Origin of the sequence: Paraburkholderia unamae (assembly GCF_003268775.1) — a bacterium.
GTDB lineage: Bacteria > Pseudomonadota > Gammaproteobacteria > Burkholderiales > Burkholderiaceae > Paraburkholderia > Paraburkholderia unamae.
The window spans coordinates 63,607-82,801 of record NZ_QLSU01000028.1 but is presented as its reverse complement, the minus strand read 5'-3'; the positions used below and the strand labels follow the sequence as shown (position 1 = coordinate 82,801).

General features: G+C 67.0%; 16 protein-coding genes. 6 read left to right on the top strand and 10 right to left on the bottom strand.

The window, feature by feature from the left end:
* Positions 1-12: 12 nt before the first annotated feature.
* Entirely contained in the window at positions 13-1,218 is a 1,206-nt protein-coding gene (locus C7401_RS33770) for an acetyl-CoA C-acetyltransferase (RefSeq protein WP_112176154.1), read from the bottom strand.
* A 50-nt stretch (positions 1,219-1,268) separates the two neighbouring features.
* The gene (locus C7401_RS33765; RefSeq protein ID WP_112176152.1) at positions 1,269-2,012 is read right to left on the bottom strand and encodes an SDR family NAD(P)-dependent oxidoreductase; all 744 of its coding nucleotides are present in this window, start codon (positions 2,010-2,012) and stop codon (positions 1,269-1,271) included.
* Positions 2,013-2,237: 225 nt separating this feature from the next.
* On the opposite strand from C7401_RS33765, the gene C7401_RS33760 reads away from it, so the two are divergent.
* Positions 2,238-3,392, top strand: coding sequence for a CaiB/BaiF CoA transferase family protein (locus C7401_RS33760; protein ID WP_112176150.1), 1,155 nt, complete (start codon positions 2,238-2,240; stop codon positions 3,390-3,392).
* A gap of 82 nt (positions 3,393-3,474) precedes the next feature.
* Here the strand turns inward: C7401_RS33760 and C7401_RS33755 are convergent, their stop codons facing one another.
* The 5 genes from C7401_RS33755 to C7401_RS33735 form a co-directional block, all read right to left on the bottom strand.
* Positions 3,475-4,653: a helix-turn-helix transcriptional regulator gene (locus C7401_RS33755; protein WP_224041994.1), complete on the bottom strand. Its 1,179-nt coding sequence runs from the start codon at positions 4,651-4,653 to the stop codon at positions 3,475-3,477.
* Positions 4,654-4,845: 192 nt separating this feature from the next.
* Positions 4,846-6,042: an acyl-CoA dehydrogenase family protein gene (locus C7401_RS33750; RefSeq protein WP_112176146.1), complete on the bottom strand. Its 1,197-nt coding sequence runs from the start codon at positions 6,040-6,042 to the stop codon at positions 4,846-4,848.
* Complete coding sequence (locus C7401_RS33745; RefSeq protein ID WP_112176144.1) at positions 6,036-7,211, bottom strand: acyl-CoA dehydrogenase family protein; 1,176 nt, start codon at positions 7,209-7,211, stop codon at positions 6,036-6,038. The genes C7401_RS33750 and C7401_RS33745 overlap by 7 nt, the downstream gene beginning before the upstream one ends.
* 138 nt (positions 7,212-7,349) lie before the next feature.
* Positions 7,350-8,141, bottom strand: coding sequence for a fumarylacetoacetate hydrolase family protein (locus C7401_RS33740; RefSeq protein ID WP_112176142.1), 792 nt, complete (start codon positions 8,139-8,141; stop codon positions 7,350-7,352).
* Between the two features lie 105 nt (positions 8,142-8,246).
* Entirely contained in the window at positions 8,247-9,923 is a 1,677-nt protein-coding gene (locus tag C7401_RS33735) for a GMC family oxidoreductase (RefSeq protein ID WP_112176140.1), read from the bottom strand.
* A gap of 273 nt (positions 9,924-10,196) precedes the next feature.
* On the opposite strand from C7401_RS33735, the gene C7401_RS33730 reads away from it, so the two are divergent.
* The 4 genes from C7401_RS33730 (at position 10,197) to C7401_RS33715 (ending at position 14,835) form a co-directional block, all read left to right on the top strand.
* On the top strand, positions 10,197-12,491 hold the full coding sequence (locus C7401_RS33730; RefSeq protein ID WP_181565765.1) for an arylsulfatase: 2,295 nt from the start codon (positions 10,197-10,199) through the stop codon (positions 12,489-12,491).
* Positions 12,492-12,538: 47 nt separating this feature from the next.
* Positions 12,539-13,216, top strand: coding sequence for a TetR/AcrR family transcriptional regulator (locus C7401_RS33725; RefSeq protein WP_112176136.1), 678 nt, complete (start codon positions 12,539-12,541; stop codon positions 13,214-13,216).
* A gap of 112 nt (positions 13,217-13,328) precedes the next feature.
* On the top strand, positions 13,329-14,126 hold the full coding sequence (locus tag C7401_RS33720; RefSeq protein ID WP_112176134.1) for an enoyl-CoA hydratase/isomerase family protein: 798 nt from the start codon (positions 13,329-13,331) through the stop codon (positions 14,124-14,126).
* A 64-nt stretch (positions 14,127-14,190) separates the two neighbouring features.
* A complete protein-coding gene (locus C7401_RS33715) occupies positions 14,191-14,835 on the top strand; it encodes a TetR family transcriptional regulator (protein ID WP_112176132.1) in 645 nt (214 codons plus the stop codon).
* Positions 14,836-14,858: 23 nt separating this feature from the next.
* Here C7401_RS33715 and C7401_RS33710 read toward each other — a convergent pair whose 3' ends face one another.
* The 3 genes from C7401_RS33710 to C7401_RS33700 form a co-directional block, all read right to left on the bottom strand.
* Positions 14,859-15,980 carry an N-acetylneuraminate epimerase gene (locus C7401_RS33710; RefSeq protein WP_112176131.1) on the bottom strand — a complete coding sequence of 374 codons (1,122 nt, stop codon included), beginning with the start codon at positions 15,978-15,980 and terminating at the stop codon, positions 14,859-14,861.
* Between the two features lie 123 nt (positions 15,981-16,103).
* A complete protein-coding gene (locus C7401_RS33705) occupies positions 16,104-16,802 on the bottom strand; it encodes a FadR/GntR family transcriptional regulator (RefSeq protein ID WP_112176129.1) in 699 nt (232 codons plus the stop codon).
* Positions 16,803-16,983: 181 nt separating this feature from the next.
* Positions 16,984-17,676 (bottom strand): FadR/GntR family transcriptional regulator, encoded by a 693-nt coding sequence (locus C7401_RS33700; RefSeq protein WP_112176127.1) that lies wholly within the window; start codon positions 17,674-17,676, stop codon positions 16,984-16,986.
* Positions 17,677-18,025: 349 nt separating this feature from the next.
* Between C7401_RS33700 and C7401_RS33695 the strand changes: the two genes are divergently transcribed.
* Positions 18,026-19,135, top strand: a complete 1,110-nt coding sequence (locus C7401_RS33695) for a porin (RefSeq protein WP_112176125.1) — start codon at positions 18,026-18,028, stop codon at positions 19,133-19,135.
* The last annotated feature ends 60 nt before the right edge of the window (positions 19,136-19,195 follow it).

Below are 19,195 nucleotides of genomic sequence, written 5' to 3'. Positions count from 1 at the left end.
CGGGGGTGCGTATCAAACGCGCTCGATGATCATGGCCGTGCCCATGCCCGCCGCCACGCACAGCGACACGAGCGCGGTGCTGCGGCCGCTGCGTTCGAGCTCGTCGAGCGCGGTGCCGAGGATCATCGCGCCCGTCGCGCCGAGCGGATGCCCCATGGCAATGGCGCCGCCGTTCACGTTGATGCGGTCGTGGGGAATGGCGAGCGCGTCCATGAAGCAAAGCACAACTGACGAAAAAGCTTCGTTGAGTTCCCACAGGTCGATGTCGGCCGCCGTCATGCCCGCCTGCGCGAGCGCCTTCTTCGCGGCGTGGCTCGGTCCGTCGAGCATGAGCGTGGGCTCCGAGCCGATCGACGCGAAACCGCGAATGCGCGCGCGCGGCTTCATGCCAAGGCGCTCGCCCGCTGCCTCGCTGCCGAGCAGCACGCCCGCTGCGCCGTCCACGATGCCCGAGCTGTTGCCCGCGTGATGCACATGGTCGATGCGTTCGATCTGCGCATAGCGCTGCAAGGCCACGCCGTCGTAGCCGTACTTCTGCCCCATCTCGGCGAACGAAGGCCGCAGCGCCGCGAGCGACGTCACGGAAGTCTGCGCGCGGATCGTTTCGTCATGATCGAGCAGCGTGAGGCCGATGGCGTCGCGCACCGGCACGACCGAGCGCGCGAAGCGCCCTTCGGCCCAGGCGCGCGCGGCGCGCTGGTGGCTCTCGGCCGCGTAGGCGTCCACCTCTTCGCGACTGTAGCCATGGAGGCTCGCGAGCAGATCGGCGGAAACGCCCTGCATCACGAAGCAGGTCTTGCTCGCCACTTGCGGGTCTTGCGCCCAGGCGCCGCCGTCCGCGCCCATCGGCACGCGCGACATCGACTCCACGCCGCCGCCGATCGCAAGGGAGGCCTGCCCGGCCATGACTTTCGCGGCCGCGAAGGCGACCGCGTCGAGGCCCGAGCCGCAGGCGCGATTGATCGAGAGCGCCGGCACTTCCTGCGCATAGCCCGCATTGAGCACGGCCATGCGCGCGATGTTGCCGCCCTGCTCGCCAACGGGCACGACGCAGCCCATCACCACTTCGTCGAGGGCGGCGGTGTCGAGCGCGTTGCGCTCACGCAGCGCGACGAGCGGCGCACTGGCGAGCCACACGGGCGTGACTTCGTGCAGGCTGCCCTCGGGCTTGCCTTTGCCGCGCGGCGTGCGGACGTGATCGTAGATGAAGGCTTGCATAAGTCTCCGCTTTGAAGAAGTTCGGATAGGACGCCGCGGCGCCGGGCGGCTCAGGCGACGAGCGAGCCGCCGTTGACGGGCAGCACCTGCCCGGTCACCCAGGCCGCTTCCTGCGAGGCGAGATAGGCGACGGCGGCCCCGACATCCTGCGGGCTGCCCGCCCGGCCGACCGTGGTGCCGCGCCGCGCGATATCTTCGGAGCCATCCCAGTTGTTCATCGTGCCGAGCGAGAGCGCGTTCACGGTCACGCCACGCCGCCCCACCTCGCCCGAGAGGTTGCGCAGGAAGCCCAGCGCTGCCGCCTTCGCCGCGCCGTATGCGCACAGGCCCATGCCGGTTGCCGTGCGGGCGGCGTCGGAGTTGATCGCGACCACGCGGCCGTAGCGCCGCTCGATCATGGAGGGCAGCAGCACCTGGCACGCATGCATGAGACCGTAGAGGTTCAGTTGCATCCAGCTGTCCCACTCGGCCGTGGTGGATTCGAGGAATTGCGCGTAGCCCCAGCCCTGCGCGGGAATGCCCGCGTTGTGCACGAAAATGTCGATCGGGCCGGTGTCCGCCACCACGCGCTCGTTGAGCGCCGCGATCTGCTCGCGCGAGGTCATGTCGGCGGCCACGGCGCTCGCCTTGCCGCCTTCGGCGCGCAATTGCGCGGCGGCCTCCTCGGCGCGCTCGCCAAAAAAGTCATTGACGACCACGTGCGCGCCCTGGCGCGCGAGCGCCTGCGCAATGCCAAAGCCCATGCCGCGACCCGCGCCCGAAACCAGTGCGACCTTGCCATCGAAACGGAACATCGTTTGTCTCCTGCTCGTTGTGCTAGTTCTTCTGCGGCCCCAGTGCGTGGTTGCGTGAGGCGCAGCGCTCTGGATTACAAGGATGCCGCCAGCGGCGCAGCGCCGCCTACCTCATTCGGACGAGGCCGCGCGCCGTGCACGTGGTCAAGATGGCTTCGTCCCGGGCTGCCCCTCTTTGTGTCCCCCTGAGTCACCCGATCCTCTCGACCCTCTGGAAAAATCCGCATGGAACGTGCTCATCCGTCCGCCCCCGGCCCGTTGCAGGGCTTTCGCATCGTCGAGTTCGCGGGCATCGGCCCCGCGCCCTTCGCGGGCATGCTGCTCGCCGACCTGGGCGCCGATGTCGTCATGATCGACCGGCTCGCCGACGCGCGCGCGGGCTACCCTCGCATGGCGCTCAACCGCGGCAAACGTTCCATTGCGCTCGACCTGAAAAGCGAAGCGGGGCGCGCGCTCGCATGGGAGATGCTGGCGAACGCCGACGCGCTGATCGAGGGCTTTCGCCCCGGCGTGATGGAGCGCCTCGGCTTCGGCCCCGATGAAGTGGCGAAGCGGCATCCGAAGCTCGTGTACGGCCGCATGACGGGCTGGGGCCAGAGCGGACCGCTCGCGCAAAGCGCGGGGCACGACATCAACTACGTCGCGCTCACCGGCGCGCTCTCGCTCGCGGCGCGCCCCGGCGCGACGCCGTCGATCCCGCCCACGTTCATCGGCGACATGGGCGGCGGCGCGATGTTTCTCGTCACCGGCGTGCTGGCCGCGCTGCTCGAAGCGCAACGCTCGGGACGCGGCCAGGTCGTGGACGCCGCGATCGTCGACGGCACCGCGCTGCTCGGCGCGCTCATCCACTCGATGCGCGGCATCGGCGCATGGGTCGATCGCCCGGAGCGCAACTTCTTCAGCCATACGTCCCCGTTCTACGATGTGTTCGAATGCGCGGACGGCAAGCACGTCACGCTCGGCGCGATCGAACCGCAGTTCTACGCGCAATTGCTCCAGCGCCTGGGCCTCGACGACGTCGATCCGGCCGCGCAATACGACAGCCGCGCGTGGCCCGAACTCAAGGCGCGCGTCGCCGCGTTGATCCGCACGCGCGAGCGCGAGCATTGGTGCGGCCTGCTGCTCGGCACCGATGTCTGCTTCGCGCCCGTGCTCGATCTCGACGAAGCCGCCGCTCACGAGCACAACCGTGCGCGCGGCGTGTTCGTCGAGGTGGACGGCAAGCGGCAACCCGCGCCCGCGCCGCGCTTTTCGCGCACGCCCTCGCGCGCGCCGCAAGCCGGCCCGCTCGTCGGCGAACATACGGAAGCAGTCCTGATGGAATTGGGACACGCGAAGGAGGACATTGCGGCCAGCCGCGCGCAGGGTGCGTGCGCCTGAGGACCGGGCACCCCGCGATGGTGGAGATCGCGGGGTTGGCAAGCGTTCATGACAGGGCGCGGCCGGTGCACGGCCGCCCCGCCTAGCGGGCCGGAGCGAGCTCCGCCACTTCCGACGTGCCCAGCAGCATGACGCTGTTGAGGAAAATGCGCACGAGTTCGGTCTGACGCCGCACGCCCGTCTTCGAGAAGATCGAACGCAGGTGCGCTCGCGCCGTGTTGCGCCGGATGCCCAGCGCCTCGGCGGCTTCTTCGAGCGAAAGCCCGTTTGTCAGTTGAATGGCGAGCGCCGTTTCGGCGGGCGTCAATTCGAAGAGCTGCTGCGCGAGCTTGACGGGCGGATGCGACGCGCCTTCCGGGTCGCGCACGAAAATGGCCACGGCGGGACGATGCTTGCCGTCGGTCCATTCGTCGGTCGCGAGCTGCCGAACCACCACGCCCCAGCTCGCCTGCCCCGAAGGACGGCTCACCGCCATCGCCTCGATGAGCCCCACGCGCGACGGCGCACGCAGCGCCTCCGCAACGAGGCTCTGGAGCTTGCGGTTGTCCATGGCGTACGAAGCGGTCACGTGATTGCCGATGAGCTTGAGCCCGTCACCCGACTGGAGCATTGCCTTGGCGATCGCATTGGTTTCGATCACCATGCCGTGCTCGTCGAGCACGATCACGCCGACCATCAACTGCACCATGGCCTGGCTGTAGAGCGAGGTGATGCGGCGATCCTGGTGGGTGGACTGGTACAGATTGAGCGCGCGCTTCAAATGCGGCACGAGCCGCTCGCACAGCGCGCGGTCTTCGCTCGAAAACGGCGGCGCACTTTCGGGCCGCGTCAGTCTGAAACCATAAACCGACCGGTCGGCCGTGGCGAAATCCACGGCCATGACGTGAAAGACCTCATGCGGCGCGCACCACGCCTGATAATAAGTGGTCGAGCGCCATTCGGCTTCGGAAAGCATGTCGCCGATCGTCACCAGCTTGTCGAGCGGCAGCCCCCGGAACGGGCTCAGTGAGAGATGAGGATTGTGCTGCTGAATCAGGCGGCGGTCGTCGCTGCCCGAAAATATGAGCCCCTCTTCCTTGGTGGGGACCGACTGTTGAACGATCAGGGAAACGTAATTCGCAGAGAATTCGTTGCAGACTTCCTCGAAACAGCGAACCCACTTCGCGGTATCGAGCGCCGACTCGTAAATCATTCCAAGCAGATGACTGAAACGATCCACCGAAATTGACGGAGCCTGCCAGTTGTACACATCCGCAGCCACATCAGTTCCTCAATAATTTGCAGGGAAGTATCTCGGGCGGAGCGGGGGGACGTCAATTTAGGGAATATATCTACCGCTCAGACAAAAAGGTTGTGTTGTCCCCTTTTGTGTCCGAGCCGTGTCTACGCCATGTCCGCACTGTGTCCGCCCGCGCGCTCACGCATCGCTCATGCACATCGTCGCGCGCGTCGCTCAAAGCGTTCCGCGCGGCTCCTTCGGCATGCCAAGGCCGCGTTCCGCCATGAGGTTCAACTGGATCTCGTTCGTGCCCGCATAAATCGTGTCCGCCCGCGAGAACAGAAACACCTGCTGCAAGCGCGTGCGCTTCTCGTCGTCGGCTTCCACGATATTGGCTTGCGCGCCCAGCACGTCCATGGCCAGTTGCCCAAGCTCGCGGTGCCAGTTCGACCAGTAGTACTTATAAACCAGCGCTTCGCGGCGCGGCGCGCCCTGTGCTCCTGCGTCGGCGCCGCTCAGCATGCGCAGCGCGTTGTGGCGCATGATGCGCAACCCCGACCACGCCTGTGCGAGCCGCTGCCGGATGACCGGCTCGTGCGCCGCGCCGTTGCCGCGCGCAGCTTCGATCACCCATGCCAGTTCGCGCGCGAACTGCATCTGCTGGCCGAGCGTGGAGATGCCCCGCTCGAAGCCGAGCAGCGTCATGGCCACGCGCCAGCCGTCGCCAGGCTCGCCCACCACGTCGGCGGCGGCCGCCCGCGCGCCGTCGAAAAACACTTCGTTGAATTCGGACCCGCCATTCATCTGCCGGATGGGGCGAATTTCGACGCCGGGCTGTTCGAGCGGCATGAGGAAAAACGACAGGCCTCGATTGCCTTGCGCCTCCATGTCGGTGCGCGCCAGCACGAAGATCCAGTCGGAGTCGAGCGCGAGCGAGGTCCACACTTTTTGCCCGCTGATGCGCCAGCTACCGTCGGCCTCACGCACCGCGCGCGTGCGCACATTGGCGAGATCGGAACCCGCGCCGGGCTCCGAGTAGCCCTGACACCAGAATTGCGTGCCCGCGAGAATACCCGGCAAAAAGCGCCGGCGCTGATCTTCACTGCCGCACGCGATCAAGGTCGGCCCGAGCAGGCCCTCGCCAATGTGCCCCATGCGCCCCGGGCCGCCCGCGCGCGCATACTCTTCGGCGAACACCACCTGCTGCGCCACGGAGAAGCCCCTGCCGCCGCACGTCTGCGGCCAGCCGAGCGCCGTCCAGCCGCCCGCCGCCAGCTCGCGCTCCCACTCCTTGCGCAACGCCGGCCAGGCCTCTTCGTCGCCCGGCCCGCCACGAAAGCGCAGGCAGGCGAATTTGCCCGTGAGATGTTCGTCGAGCCATGCGGCGACTTCAGCGCGCAATGGCGCATGAGAGAGCGCGTCGTTCACCATGTCGTTGCCTCGTCCACGATCTGTTGCGCGATGAAGGCGCGCAATGGCGCGGTCTCGCCGAACATGGCGCTCGCCGCCTGCGCCCGCTTGAAATAAAGCTGGGGATCGTATTCCCACGTGAATCCCACGCCGCCGTGCAATTGAATGGCCTCCTGCGCGCAAAAACGCAAGGTCTCGTTCGCGCTTGCCTTGGCTGTCGCCACTTCCAGTTGCGTTTCCCGCGCGGGCACGGCTGCTGAGGTGTCGGCATCCCAGGCGAGGGCCGCGCCCAGCACCGCCGATCGCGTGGACTCGATCTGCACGAGCATTTGCGCGCAGCGATGCTTGATGGCCTGGAACGAAGCGATCGATCGCCCGAACTGCACGCGCTGTTCGACGTAGGCGAGCGTGAGGTCGAGGCAGCGTTGCGCGCCGCCCAGCTGTTCGGCGGCCAGTGCCAGCGGCGCGAGCCATGCGGCGCGCCCGAGCGCGCCGTGCGCTTCCTCGCCTTGCGCGAGCAACGCGTCGTTCGATACTTCGATGTCCTTGAATTCGAGGCGTGCCAGCGGCCGCGTGCTGTCCAGCGTGACCAGCGGCGTGCGCACGAGGCCTTCACCGGGTTCGACTTCGAAAAGCGCGAGACGCCCCTCGTCGTTCGCCAGGCGCGCAGCCACGATCACGAGCCCGGCTCCCGCGCCGTCGATCACCTGCTCCACCGCTCCGCGCAGCCGGTAGCCGCCCGCCGTGCGCTGCGCGCTGACCGCGAGGTTGCCCTCATCGGCCTCGTCGTATGCCTCGCCCGCCCACGTTCTGGACGAAGCCAGCGTGGCGCGCAGTTCACCGTTGGCAATGCGGCCAAGCCGCTCGCGCGCACGCGGCGAATCGCAGCAGGAAAGCAGCGTGCCCGCAAGGCAAACGGTGCTCAAGTAAGGCACGCACGCAAGCCGCTGCCCCATTGCCTCCAGCAACAGGATCAGCTCCATCGCGCCCAGTCCCGATCCTCCCGCAGCCTCGGGCACGCTCAGCGCGCACCAGCCAAGCTCGCGGGCAACGAGACGCCACAACGCTTCGTCGTGGCCCGACGACTGCTCCACGGCGCGGCGAACCGCAGCCGAGCCGCTGTGCTGATCGAGCACTTCGGCCGCCGCGTCGCGAATCATCGCCTGTTCTTCGCTCAAGGCGAATTCCATGCTGTCTCCTTCCTCGTACGGGCGGGTCTGTTGCCTCGCCTCGCTGCGCACGCGCCATCGCGCCGTGCCGATGCACGACCGCGTAACTGCGCGCGGTCGCGCCTTTCGTGTCCCTCGTGCCTTTAGCGCTTCTTGAGCCTACGCTTCGAAACGAATGGAGCATTCGCCGAGGCCCTCGATGCGCATCGAGAAGCCGTCGCCCGCCACTACGGGAACGAGCGGCGCGAGCGAGCCCGAGAGGATCAGCTCGCCCGCCTTGAACGGAATGCCGAACGCGCCGAGCGTGTTGGCGAGCCATGCAACGGCTTCGGCGGGATGACCCTGCACCGCCGCGCCCACGCCCGCTCCCGCTTCCACGCCGTTTTTCCACATCTGCATGGAAACGGCCGCGAGGTCGAGCGCGCCCGGATCGGTATGCTGCTCGCCGATCACGAACACGCCGCACGACGCGTTGTCGGCCACGGTGTCCTGAATCGCGATCTGCCACGCTTCGATGCGCGAATCGACGATCTCGAAGCACGGCGCGACCCACGCCGTGGCGGCCAGCACGTCGGCGCGCGTCACGCCCGGCCCTTGCAGGTCGGCCTTCAGCATGAAGGCGATTTCGCCTTCCGCGCGCGGCTGGATCAGATTCGCGCCGCGCAGCGAAACGCACGCGCCGTCGTCGAAGCGCATCGTATCGGTGAGGAATCCGAAGTCAGGCTGGAAAACGCCCAGCATGTCCTGCACGGCCTTCGAGGTCACGCCGATCTTCTTGCCGATCACGCGCTCGCCGCGCGCTTCACGACAACGCAGCATATGCAGCGAGATCGCGTACGCGTCGGCGACGCTCATGTCCGGATAGCGGCGCGACAGCGGCGGCAGGGTCGTGCCCGCGCACAATGCGTCGAACAGCGCGGAGCCAAGCTCGCGAACCCGGGACGCGTCCATTGTTGTGTCAGTGCCTTGCATCTTTACCCCGCATGAATGGCGCGACTCGCGCCAGCGCTTTCTACGTTAAGCGATGGGGCGCACGCGGGGCATCGTTCGAATGGATTAGGCGCCGTTCACGCTTGCCGGGACGCCGTCCTCGACCAGGGCCAATCCTGGCCCCGCCCGCCCGAGCACCAGATCCGCGCCTTTATCGCCGATCACGACCGTCGCGGCGGTGGTGTTGCCGCAAATCAGATTCGGCATGACCGACGCATCGATCACCCGCAATCCCGCGATGCCCTTCACGCGCAGGTCCGGCGTCACCACGGCGAGCGGATCGTCGGCGCGGCCCATGCGGCAAGTGCCCACGGCGTGATGGCCGGTCGTGAGGAACGGGCCGAGCCAGTCGAGCCATTCGTCGTCGCTGCGCACGTCCGGGCCCGGCCGCGTTTCGGCCTCGGTCAGGCGCGCGAGCGACGGCTGCGCGGCGAGTTCGCGCATCGCGCGCAACCCGTATAGCAGCGCACGCCGGTCGCGCTCGTCGTCGAGATAATTGAACTGCAAGGCGGGCGCCTCGCGCGCGTCCGCGCTCTTGAGCCACACCGAGCCGCGCGACCACGGCCGCAACTGGTACGGCGCGAGCGTGAAGCCCGGCCACGCCTCCGGCGTCTCGCGGCCTTCGCGCAAGGCCGTTTCGATGTCGCCGGTCACGGGCAAGCCGAAGATCTGAAGGTCGTGATAGGGCAGCGTGGGATCGCTCTGGATCCACGCGCCGAATTCGGATGGCGGCGTGGTCATCTCGCCGCGCCGGGTGAGCAGGTAGCGCAGCGCGGGCACCACCACGCCAAGCCCGCGAAACGCCGCATTGAGGCTGGGCGTGCCCGGCTTCAGACGCCACGTCATGGGCACGATGGCGTGGTCCTGCAAATTCGCGCCCACGCCGGGCAAGTCGGCATGCACGCGAATGCCGAGGGCCGCCAGCGGCGCGGCGGGCCCGATGCCGGAGAGCATCAGCAGTTGCGGCGTGTTGATCGCGCCGCCGCACAGCAGCACCTCGCGCGCCGCCGCCGCGAAACGCTCCGTGCCGTCGGGCAAGCGGTAAACGACGCCGCTCGCGCGCTGCCCGTCGATTTCCACGCGCGTCACGAGCGCGTGCTGCACGACCTTGAGGCCGGGACGCCCCATGGCCGGTTCGATGGCGTTGCGCGCGATCGACGAGCGCCGTCCGGCGTCGACGTTCACCTGATAGAGCCCCGCTCCGCGCGGCTCGCCGTCGTTGAAGTCGTCGCTTTGCGGCCAGCCCGCTTCGCGCGAGGCCGCCAGCATGGCGTGCGAGATGGGATGCACGCGATCGAGATCGGCCGCCGTGAGCGGGCCGCCCGTGCCGTGCAGCGCGTTGCGGATGCGCCGCTGGTCCTCGGTGCGCAGGAAATGCGGCAGCAGGTCGTCCCACGACCAGCCCTGCGCGCCCGCCGCGTTCCAGTCGTCGAAATCGCGCCGGTGCCCGCGCACGTACAGCATGCCGTTGATCGACGTGGAACCGCCGAGCAGCTTGCCGCGCGGCACCTTGATGCGGCGCCCGCCCGCCCAGCGCTCCGGCTCGCTCTCGTAGACCCACGCGTAGCGCTTGTCGTAGATGAGACGCCCCCAGCCCGCAGGCATCTCGACCATCATCCGGCGATGGCTGCCGCCCGCCTCCAGCAGCAGCACGCGCAAGCCCTGCTGTTCGCTCAGGCGCGCCGCGAGCATGCCGCCGGCCGCGCCCGCGCCGACCACGATGTAATCAAACGTTTCGTTCACCTGAGCTGTCTCCTGAGGCCGTTCGGCCTTCGTTTTTTTCTGGCTTGTTTGTCTGTGTCGATGGTGATGCTCACGACTGGCTCGCGTGAGGACATCCCTCATCCGGACGATGCAGGCGGCAGCGCTCCTGCGGCCTCCGACCCGGCTTATGAATACTACAGTTCATTTTTAGACTTGAGTATACAAATTTCAGAACGCCTGCTACCTTGGCGCCTGATCTCAGGTGTGCGCGACACAACCCATGAACCCGATTCTGGAGAGAGGAGACAGGAGATGACTGCGAGCGACAACGCAAAAGCGCCTCAAGCGCATGACGTGCTGCCACGGCCCGAGCGGCCGCGTTCGACCCGCGCCGGGCGCACCGCGCGCGAAGCCGCCGACCCGCAATGGCCGGACACGCCGCGTGCGCCCGAGGGCGCGCCCAATGTGCTGCTCATCCTCACCGACGATATCGGCTACGGCGCGAGCCACACCTTCGGCGGCCCGATACCGTCGCCCACGCTCGACGCGCTCGCGAGCGCGGGACTTCGCTACACGGAGTTCCACACCACGGCCATGTGCTCGCCCACGCGCGCGGCGCTCCTCACCGGGCGCAATCATCATGAAGTCGGCAGCGGCCGCGTGACGGAATCGGCCACGGCCTACGACGGCTATACGAGCATCATCCCGCGCGACTCGGCAACGCTGGCCGACATCCTGCGGCTGCACGGCTACTCCACCGCCATGATCGGCAAGTACCACAACGTGCCCGACTGGGAGAGCGGCCCGGCGGGCCCGTTCGATCACTGGCCCACTTCCATGGGCTTTCAGTACTTCTATGGATTTCTCGGCGGCGGCACCAACCAGTGGTCGCCGGGACTCTATCTCGGCACCGAAGCCATCGAGCCGCCGCACGACGACCCCGCCTATATCCTGGAGAGCGACCTCGCGGATCGCGCGATCACCTGGATACGGCGGCAAAAGTCGGTGGCGCCCGAGCGGCCTTTCTTCATGCACTACGCCACCGCTTCGGGCCATTCGCCGCATCACGCGCCGAGAGACTGGATCGAGCGCTTCAAAGGCCAGTTCGACGAAGGCTGGGACCGCATTCGCGAGGCGACGCTCGCGCGCCAGAAGGCCTGCGGCGTCGTACCGGAGAACACGCTGCTGACCGCCCGCCCCGACGAGATCGAGGCGTGGGACACGCTCTCGGCCGACCAGAAGAAGGTCTACACACGCATGATCGAGGTGTACGCGGCGACGGTCGCGCACGCCGACCACCAGATCGGCCGAGTGATCGACGCATTGCGCGAGATGGGCGAGCTCGACAACACGCTGGTCGTCTTCATTCAGGGCGACAACGGCGCGAGCGCCGAAGGCGGCCCGCATGGCGAGCTCAACGAAACGCTCTTCATGAACGGCATGTCGGAAGCATTGCCCGTGCTGCTCGAACATCTCGACGAGCTTGGCGGGCCGATGGCGTACAACCACTATCCGGTGGGCTGGGCGCACGCCATGGACACGCCGTTCCAGTGGTTCAAGCAAGTGGCCTCGCATTTCGGCGGCACGCGCAATGGCATGGTCGTCACGTGGCCCAAACGCATCGCGGCCCAGGGCGGCGTGCGCCGGCAGTTCCACCACGTGATCGACATCGCGCCCACGGTGCTCGAATGCATCGGCCTGCCGGCGCCTCGCGTGGTGCACGGCGTGGAGCAGTCGCCGATGTCGGGCGTGAGCATGGCCTATACCTTCGACGACGCCCACGCGCCATCGCACCGCAAAACGCAGTATTTCGAGCTGGTGGGCAATCGCGCGATCTATCACGACGGCTGGGTCGCGGCCGCCGGTCCCGTGGAGATGCCGTGGTCGTTCCCGATGGATATCCGCTCGCTGGACGACATTCGCTGGGAGCTTTACCACGTCGCCGACGACTATAGCGAAGCGATCGATCTCGCCGGCACGGAACCCGCGAAGCTGCGCGAGTTGCAGGATCGCTTCTGGATCGAGGCGGCCCGCAACCACGCGCTGCCGATCATGCGCGGCACGGCGAACCTGCCCGGCCCGCCCAAGCCGAGCGCCGTGCGCGGGCGCAACGAGTTCGTGTTCTATCCGGGCACGCAACGCGTGCCGCCCGGCAGTTCCCCCAACGTAGCGAACCGCTCGTTCACGATCGCCGCCGACGTCGATCTGCCCGCGCAAACGCGCGAGGGCGTGCTCTTCAACCAGGGCGGCCGCTTCGGCGGACACGCGCTTTATCTGCGCGACGCCCGGCTCGTCTATCATTACAATCTGCTGGGCACGGCGCGCTATACGGTGGAGTCCCGCACGATCATTCCGCCGGGGCGTCACCGGCTCGCGCTCGACTTCGAAGCCGATGGCGGCGGTTACGGCAAGGGCGGGCAAGCCACGCTCAGGCTCGACGGCGAGGTGATCGGCACGGGGCGCATCGAGCGCACGGTGCCGTGGGTGATGTCCTATGTCGAAGGCATGAATGTCGGGCTCGATACGGGCACACCGGTCAGCGAGGACTATCGCGTGCCGTTCCGCTTCAGCGGTACGCTGCATACGGTGAAAGTCACGCTGCGCTAGCCCGGCCGCCACCGGCATCAACCCGCCCCGCAGGGCTTCGAAACCGCATGACCGATACGAACGCGACGCTCTCGCGCAGGGAGCGCAACAAGCAGAAGACCCAGGAGCGGCTGCTCGAAGCCGCGCGGCGTCTGTTCGCCGAGCGCGACATCGCCAGCACGACGATCGACGAGATCGCCGACTATGCCGATGTCGCGCGCGCGACCTTCTTCAATTACTTCCCGGGCAAGGACGCCGTCTTGCAGGCGCTGTGGCTCGAGCAGCTCGCGAAGCTCAAGGCCGTCGTCGACGAGCAGCTCGCCGCAGAACACAGCACGCAGGCGCGCCTTCTCAGCGTGCTGCGGGCGTTCGAAACGGCGGCAACGAGCCGCCCCACCTATCTGCGCGCGGTCACCTGCGAGCTCGAACGCGATGCGGGCACGCTCGAACTCGCGCGCCATCGGGTCGACTATTTCCAGGCGACGCTTGCGCCGCTCGTCGCGGCGGGCCAGCACCAGGGCGACGTGCGCAACGACTTTGACGGTGCATTTCTCACGCAGATGATCGGCGCGGCCTATCTGTCGATCGTGCGCAACTGGCGCCTCGACCCCGACTACGATCTGCGCGCGCGCATCGAGGACACCGCACGCTTTCTCGGCGAAGCACTGCGCGCGCCCGGCGAAAGCAACGCGGCGGCGCCCGCGCCTCGACAAACCCGGCGGACCCGGCGCACGCCCAAGGTCTGACCCGCGCACACGCTCTCGTCTGATCGGACGATGCCGCAGGCGTCGCCAAAAGGTTCAATGCGCTCAAGCCGGACGGGCTCCCGCCGTCCCATGCACCGCGTATCGAACCGCCATGGCCAAACTGATCGAGACCGAAATCCAGCAGGGCGTCGCCACGCTCACGTTCAATCGCCCGAATGCGCTGAACGCCTTGAACACGCCAATGGCCGTGGAACTGGCCGAGCAGCTCGAACGCGCGACGCAGCGCGCCGACGTGCACGTGATCGTGGTCACGGGCGCGGGCCGCGCGTTCATGGCGGGCGGCGACGTGCACGCGATGCGCGAGACGCTCGACGAGCGCCCCTCCGAACGCCGGCGCCAGATCGGCAAGCTCGTGCGCCACGCGCAGCTTTGCGTGCAAACCATCGTCGCATCGCGCAAGCCCGTGATGGCCTGCGTGAACGGCGTGGCCGCCGGTTTCGGCCTCTCGCTCACCGCCGCATGCGATGTGGTGATCGCGGCCGACCATGCCACCTTCGCCTCGGCCTATAGCCGCATCGGCGCTTCGCCGGATGGCGGCGCGACGTTCACGCTTCCCCAGGCGGTCGGCCCGCGCCGCGCCGCGCAATGGCTCTACTTCGGCGAGCAATACAGCGCGAGCGAGGCCTTGCAGATGGGTCTCGTGAACTGGGTCGTGCCCGCAAGCGAGCTGGCCGCCGCCTCCCAGGCGCGTGCCGCTCAACTGCTGGCGCTGTCGTCCAATGCGTTCGCGCAGACCAAAGCGCTGCTCAGCGGCGCGGCGCAACGCTCGCTCGACGCGCAACTGGTCGCCGAGCAGCGCGGCTTTCTCGCCTGCGCGGAGCACGACGAGTTCCGCGAAGGCGTGGACGCCTTCGTCAACCGGCGCAGCCCCGTGTTCCGCACGCGCTGAACGATGCGCTGCGCGAGACGCAGCCGCCATCCCCCGCTTCGCAGTTGAATCGGACAACGAACTGATGAAACGAACCAAGGCGGCCGCCTGGGAGACGCGTAATCGCATCCTGGACGCGGCGGAGCACGTATTCGTCGCGCGCGGCGTCGCCTCCGCGACACTAAGCGACATCGCCAGTGCCGCGAGCGTCACGCGCGGGGCCATCTACGGGCACTTCGAGAACAAGAGCGAGTTGTTCGCTTCGATGATCGAGCGCGCCGGGCTGCCGACCGAAACGCTGGTCAAGGAAGTGGCGAACGCGCCGCAAACCGATCCGCTCGGCCACATCGGCCAGGTCTTTGCGCGATCGCTGCATGACGTCGCGCGCAATCCGCGAACGTGGCGGATCTTCGCGATCATCTTCCGCAAATACGAGTTGCCGGACGAGTCGTGCCCCGTGCTCACGCGCTGCCGCGACGTCGCCGACGAACTCCAGACGCGCCTGCAAGCCGCGCTACGCCATGCCGTTCGCGCAGGACAACTGCCCCGCGACCTCGACGTGGAGTTTTCCAGTTCGCTCTTTCTGGTGCTGTGGAACGGCGTGCTTCTGGAATGGCTGTCCAGCCCGGTAGTCGACAACCCCGGACACGACGCCGAACGCATTGCGCAAAGCTGGCTCGACATGCTGCGCTACAGCCCAACCTGCCTCGGCAAGGCGCAAGCGTGCTGAAGCAGGCCGGACATGCGGCACCGCTAGTCGAGAGGCGTCACATGCGCCTTGCGGCCATCCCAGCGCAAACGGTCGATGCAGCGCAGCGCCTCGCCGCCGCGACCTTCGCCGCCCAGCAAGAGCACGCTGTCATCAAGCGGGATCGAGAGGCCATAGGCGCGCCCTTGCGGCAATTGCCCCGCCACCTCCCAGCGGCCGTCGACGAGCGCGTAGATCACGTCGCGCCACGTCTTTTGCAGACCCTGGTGCGCGTAGGTTCGCCCCTGGCCGTACTGCTCCCACGCGCCGGGGAAGTTCGCGCCGCCCGCCGCCAGCAGCGCGCCGTTGCTGTAGCCCGCGAAGGCGCCCGCCAGGCCTTCCTGCACCGACTCGCCAGGCGGCGCGACGATATCAGGCGCGGCCCGGCTTGCAAGTATCTCGCCCGCCACTTCGACGTGATTGACCGCGCGCGAGCGCAAGCCGGGTTTCAACTCGCCGTGGATCAACGTCGCCTGGCTACCATCGAACGCGACAGCCGCGCCGACCACGGCCGGAAGCGGCAGCTTGCCGAGCGAGCGCCATGTGCTTTCCGCAGGCTCGTAGCACAGCACGTCGTCGGCGAAGCGATAGTCCTCGGGGCGTTGGCTGAAGTACGCCACTTCGATCTCGCGGCGGCGTTCGGCGTCGCTCCCGGCGGCCTTGAGGTCGCGAAAGAGCGTCTCGAACACCGTCTTGTTCACGCCGCCGAAGAACAGCACGCGCGCGCCTGCCGAGACGCACGCGGCACCCAGCACGCTGCGGGGGCTGCGCGCATTCAGTTCGCGCCAGCGGTTCGCGGCGGGATCGAATTCGTGCACGTCGCAGTGGATGACCGTGTCCGGCGTGCCGCCCGAACCGGGAATCTGCCCTGCGCCGCCGAACACATAGAGCTTGCCGCCCACCACGGCGCAGCCGCTCTGCTCGCGCGGGCCGCCGGGGAAGTCCGCAAGTCTGCGCCACGCGCGGGGGTGTGCCGCGAGATCGAGCGCATACCATTGCGTTCCCGCCGACCCCAGCCCCGCATAAATCACACTGCCCATTCTCGCGCCCGCGCCGTTCTTCAGCCCGACAGGAAACTCAGGGCAGGTATCGGCAAGAGACGCCAACTCGCTACAGTTGCTCTGCATGAAGAGATTGCTATTGATTCGTAAACCTAATTATTCAGGCAAGCATTGCACCGCTTGCGACTTGCGGTACATCCTGGTGCGAGCGAGGGCGTCGCCCCCGCTCTCATGCGACAAATACGACAATCAGGCGGCCTTGCCTTGAGGGGCCGCGCCAAGCCGGCCGAGCAGCGTATTGAAATGCTTTTCGTATGCGCTCATCAGGCCTTGCAGATCCTTCGCCTCGATCATCTTGACGATGCTCGCGTGGTCTCGCGCCGAAGCCTCCAGCATCTTGCGCGTGGGCGGTTCGCCGGTCTGGTCCATGCGGTGGAACACGCGCCAGAACATGTCGGTGAGCTTGCTCAAGAACGTGTTGCCAAGGCAGCGGTACATGGTGGCGTGGAACTGCCGGTCCTCTTCCTCGTACTCCTCGCCCGCCTTGGCTTTCTTGAGCATGGCGTTGGCCAGTTCACGCAGCGCCTGGACGTCTTCCGGCGGAATCTGTTGCAGCACGGCCGGCACCGAACCGAGTTCGATGGCCGCGCGCACCTGAAGCAAGTCGCGGATACTGCGGCCGTCGGCCACGAACGCATAAGGCAGGTTTTCGATGATCGAATCGAACGAGAACGCCTTCACGTAGATGCCCTCGCCGTGGCGCGACTCCACCACGCCGAGCGACTCCAGGCTCTTCATCGCTTCGCGCAGCGACGGCCGGCTGATACCCAGTTCCTGCGCGAGCACGCCCTCGGGCGGCAGCGAGTCGCCGAATCGCAGCTTGCGGTCCTCGATGAACTTCTTGATTTCAATCTGGGCCTGCCGATAGGCCGGAACACGGTTGCTCATAGACTCTCCACCAGGTCGGGACCGCCGCGTGGCAGGCGCGCGAGCCGGATGACGCACGTTGCTCGAATTCGCCTCGCGGGTGCGACGATGCACGTCAGTGCACGATCAGACATCAGATATCTAATTCTAACACGCCCCTAATTACCGGTTGAGCCGCCCGACGGCAGCCGACGGGAAGCGCTCACGCGCCCGCCGCCTCCGCATCCATGCGCGCGAAGATCGTGTCGAAGTGTTTCCGGTAGGCCTTCACGAGGCCGCCCAGATCACCCGCTTCGAGCCTGTCGACGATATCGATGTGGTCGCGCGCGGTCGCTTCGATAAGCCAGTGCTCGGGCTGCCCGGTCGAATGGTTCAGCCGGCGGAACACCTGCCAGAACAGGTCGATCAGGCGGCTCAGGAACGGATTGTCCAGGCATTGGTGCAGCGTCGCGTGAAACTCCCGGTCCTGCTCCTCGTACAACTCGTGTGCCTCGGCCCGCGCGAGCATTTGCTGCGCCAGCACGCGCAGGCGCGCGACATCGGCAGCCGGAATGCGCGCATGAATCTCGGGCACCGCGCCAATTTCGATTGCCGCGCGCACCTGGAGCAATTCGCGCAGGCTATGGCCTTCCGCGATAAAGGCGTACGGCAGATTGTCGATGATCGAATCGAACGAAAACGCCTTGACGTAGATGCCCTCGCCATGCCGCGACTCCACCACGCCGAGCGATTCGAGGCTCTTCATCGCTTCGCGCAACGAAGGCCGGCTCATGCCGAGATCCTGCGCAAGCTGCCCCTCGGAGGGCAGCGCGTCGCCAAAACGCAGGCCATGCCGCTCGATGTAGCTCTTGATCTCCATCTGGGCCTGCCGGTAAGCAGGGATGCGAGACGTCATGTTTGCTCTCCAGTCAGTTCGGGTTCCGCTCCGTTGCCACACCGCATGCTCGCACTCCCGCTCGCCTGTCTTTTGCGTGCTTCGCAAAAGACTTGCACCGGCGGTCTTAAAAAACGACTTGCGCGGTCGAATTTTGCAGTGCTAGCATTTGACCTCAGATGTCAGATATCTGATTCTAGCACAGCACAGAGATCGATCGCGATAGCGCGGCCGCGCGGGCTTTGGCCCCACGCGCCGTTGCCGACTCCCGTCCGCCCTGTGAAGAACACGTAGTGAACAACACGCTTACAACCCGGCCGCATGCGCCGGGGCGGCATCGCAAAGACGGTTTTGACAAGGAGATCTAACAATGAAGAAGGCGGTATGGGCGCCCGGTGCGGCGGCGGTCTTGTGTGCGCTATCCACCGGCGCGAGCGCCCAGTCTAGCGTCACGCTCTCGGGGCGCATCGACGCCGGGTTCGCGTACATGAACAACGTGCAGACCTCGCCTGGCGTAACGGCGTCGCGCTTTGGCATGCAAAGCGGCGACTGGGGCACGGGCATGCTCAATTTCACGGGCACGGAGGATCTGGGCGGCGGCGTCAAGACGATCTTCTTCCTCTCGCGCTCGCTCAAGGCGACCACCGGGACCGCCGGCACCGTCCACCGCAAATCGTGGGTCGGTTTATCTCAGGAGAACTACGGAACGATCAAGTTCGGGCGCGATCTCTTCATCAGCAACGGCGTATCCGCGTTCGACCCCTTCCTCCAGGAGATGTTCAGTTCCGCTTCGCTGGTGCGCGGGCGCACGTGGCAGCAGACCAACAGCAACGTCGGTTACCTGAGCCCCTCCTGGCACGGCTTCGATCTGGCGGCGCAATACTCGTTCGGCGGCAAGCCCGGCAACTGGAACGGCACCGACACGGGCTCGTACGGCCGCTCGGACGGCCTGCAACTGACCTACCGCACCGGCCTGTTCGACGTGCGAGCGATCTACGACGAATTGCGCGACCCGAACGGCCAGTTCAGCAATGTGTTCACGGCGTCGCGCGAATTCATCCTGGCCGCCAACCTGCGCCTCGGGTCGTTCCTCGTTCAGGGCGCCGCCACGCGCATGTTCGCGCCCGACACGCCAACGGGCCTCGCGAGCACGGCGAATCACTACTGGCTGGGCGTGGGCTATCAGGCGAACCCTTTCCTGCTCGTGACGCTCGCCGCGTATCACGTCGACGTGGGCCAGGGCGCGGGCAACGACACTCACGACGCCCACGGCCACGCCACGATGTACGAACTCGGCACGACCTATAACCTCTCGAAGCGCACCTTCCTTTACGCCAACGTGGGCTATGTGCACAACAGCAGCAACGCCACCTTCTCGCTGGAGCCCAACAATCCCGGCCTGAACAACAGTAACCTCGACAACCCGCTGCCGGGCCACTCGCAGGTGGGCGCCTATCTGGGCATCAACCACTCGTTCTGAGCGCGCCCGCTCCTTTCCTCAAGCTTTCTCCACGACGCGGCCGTGCCGCCGCAATCGCGG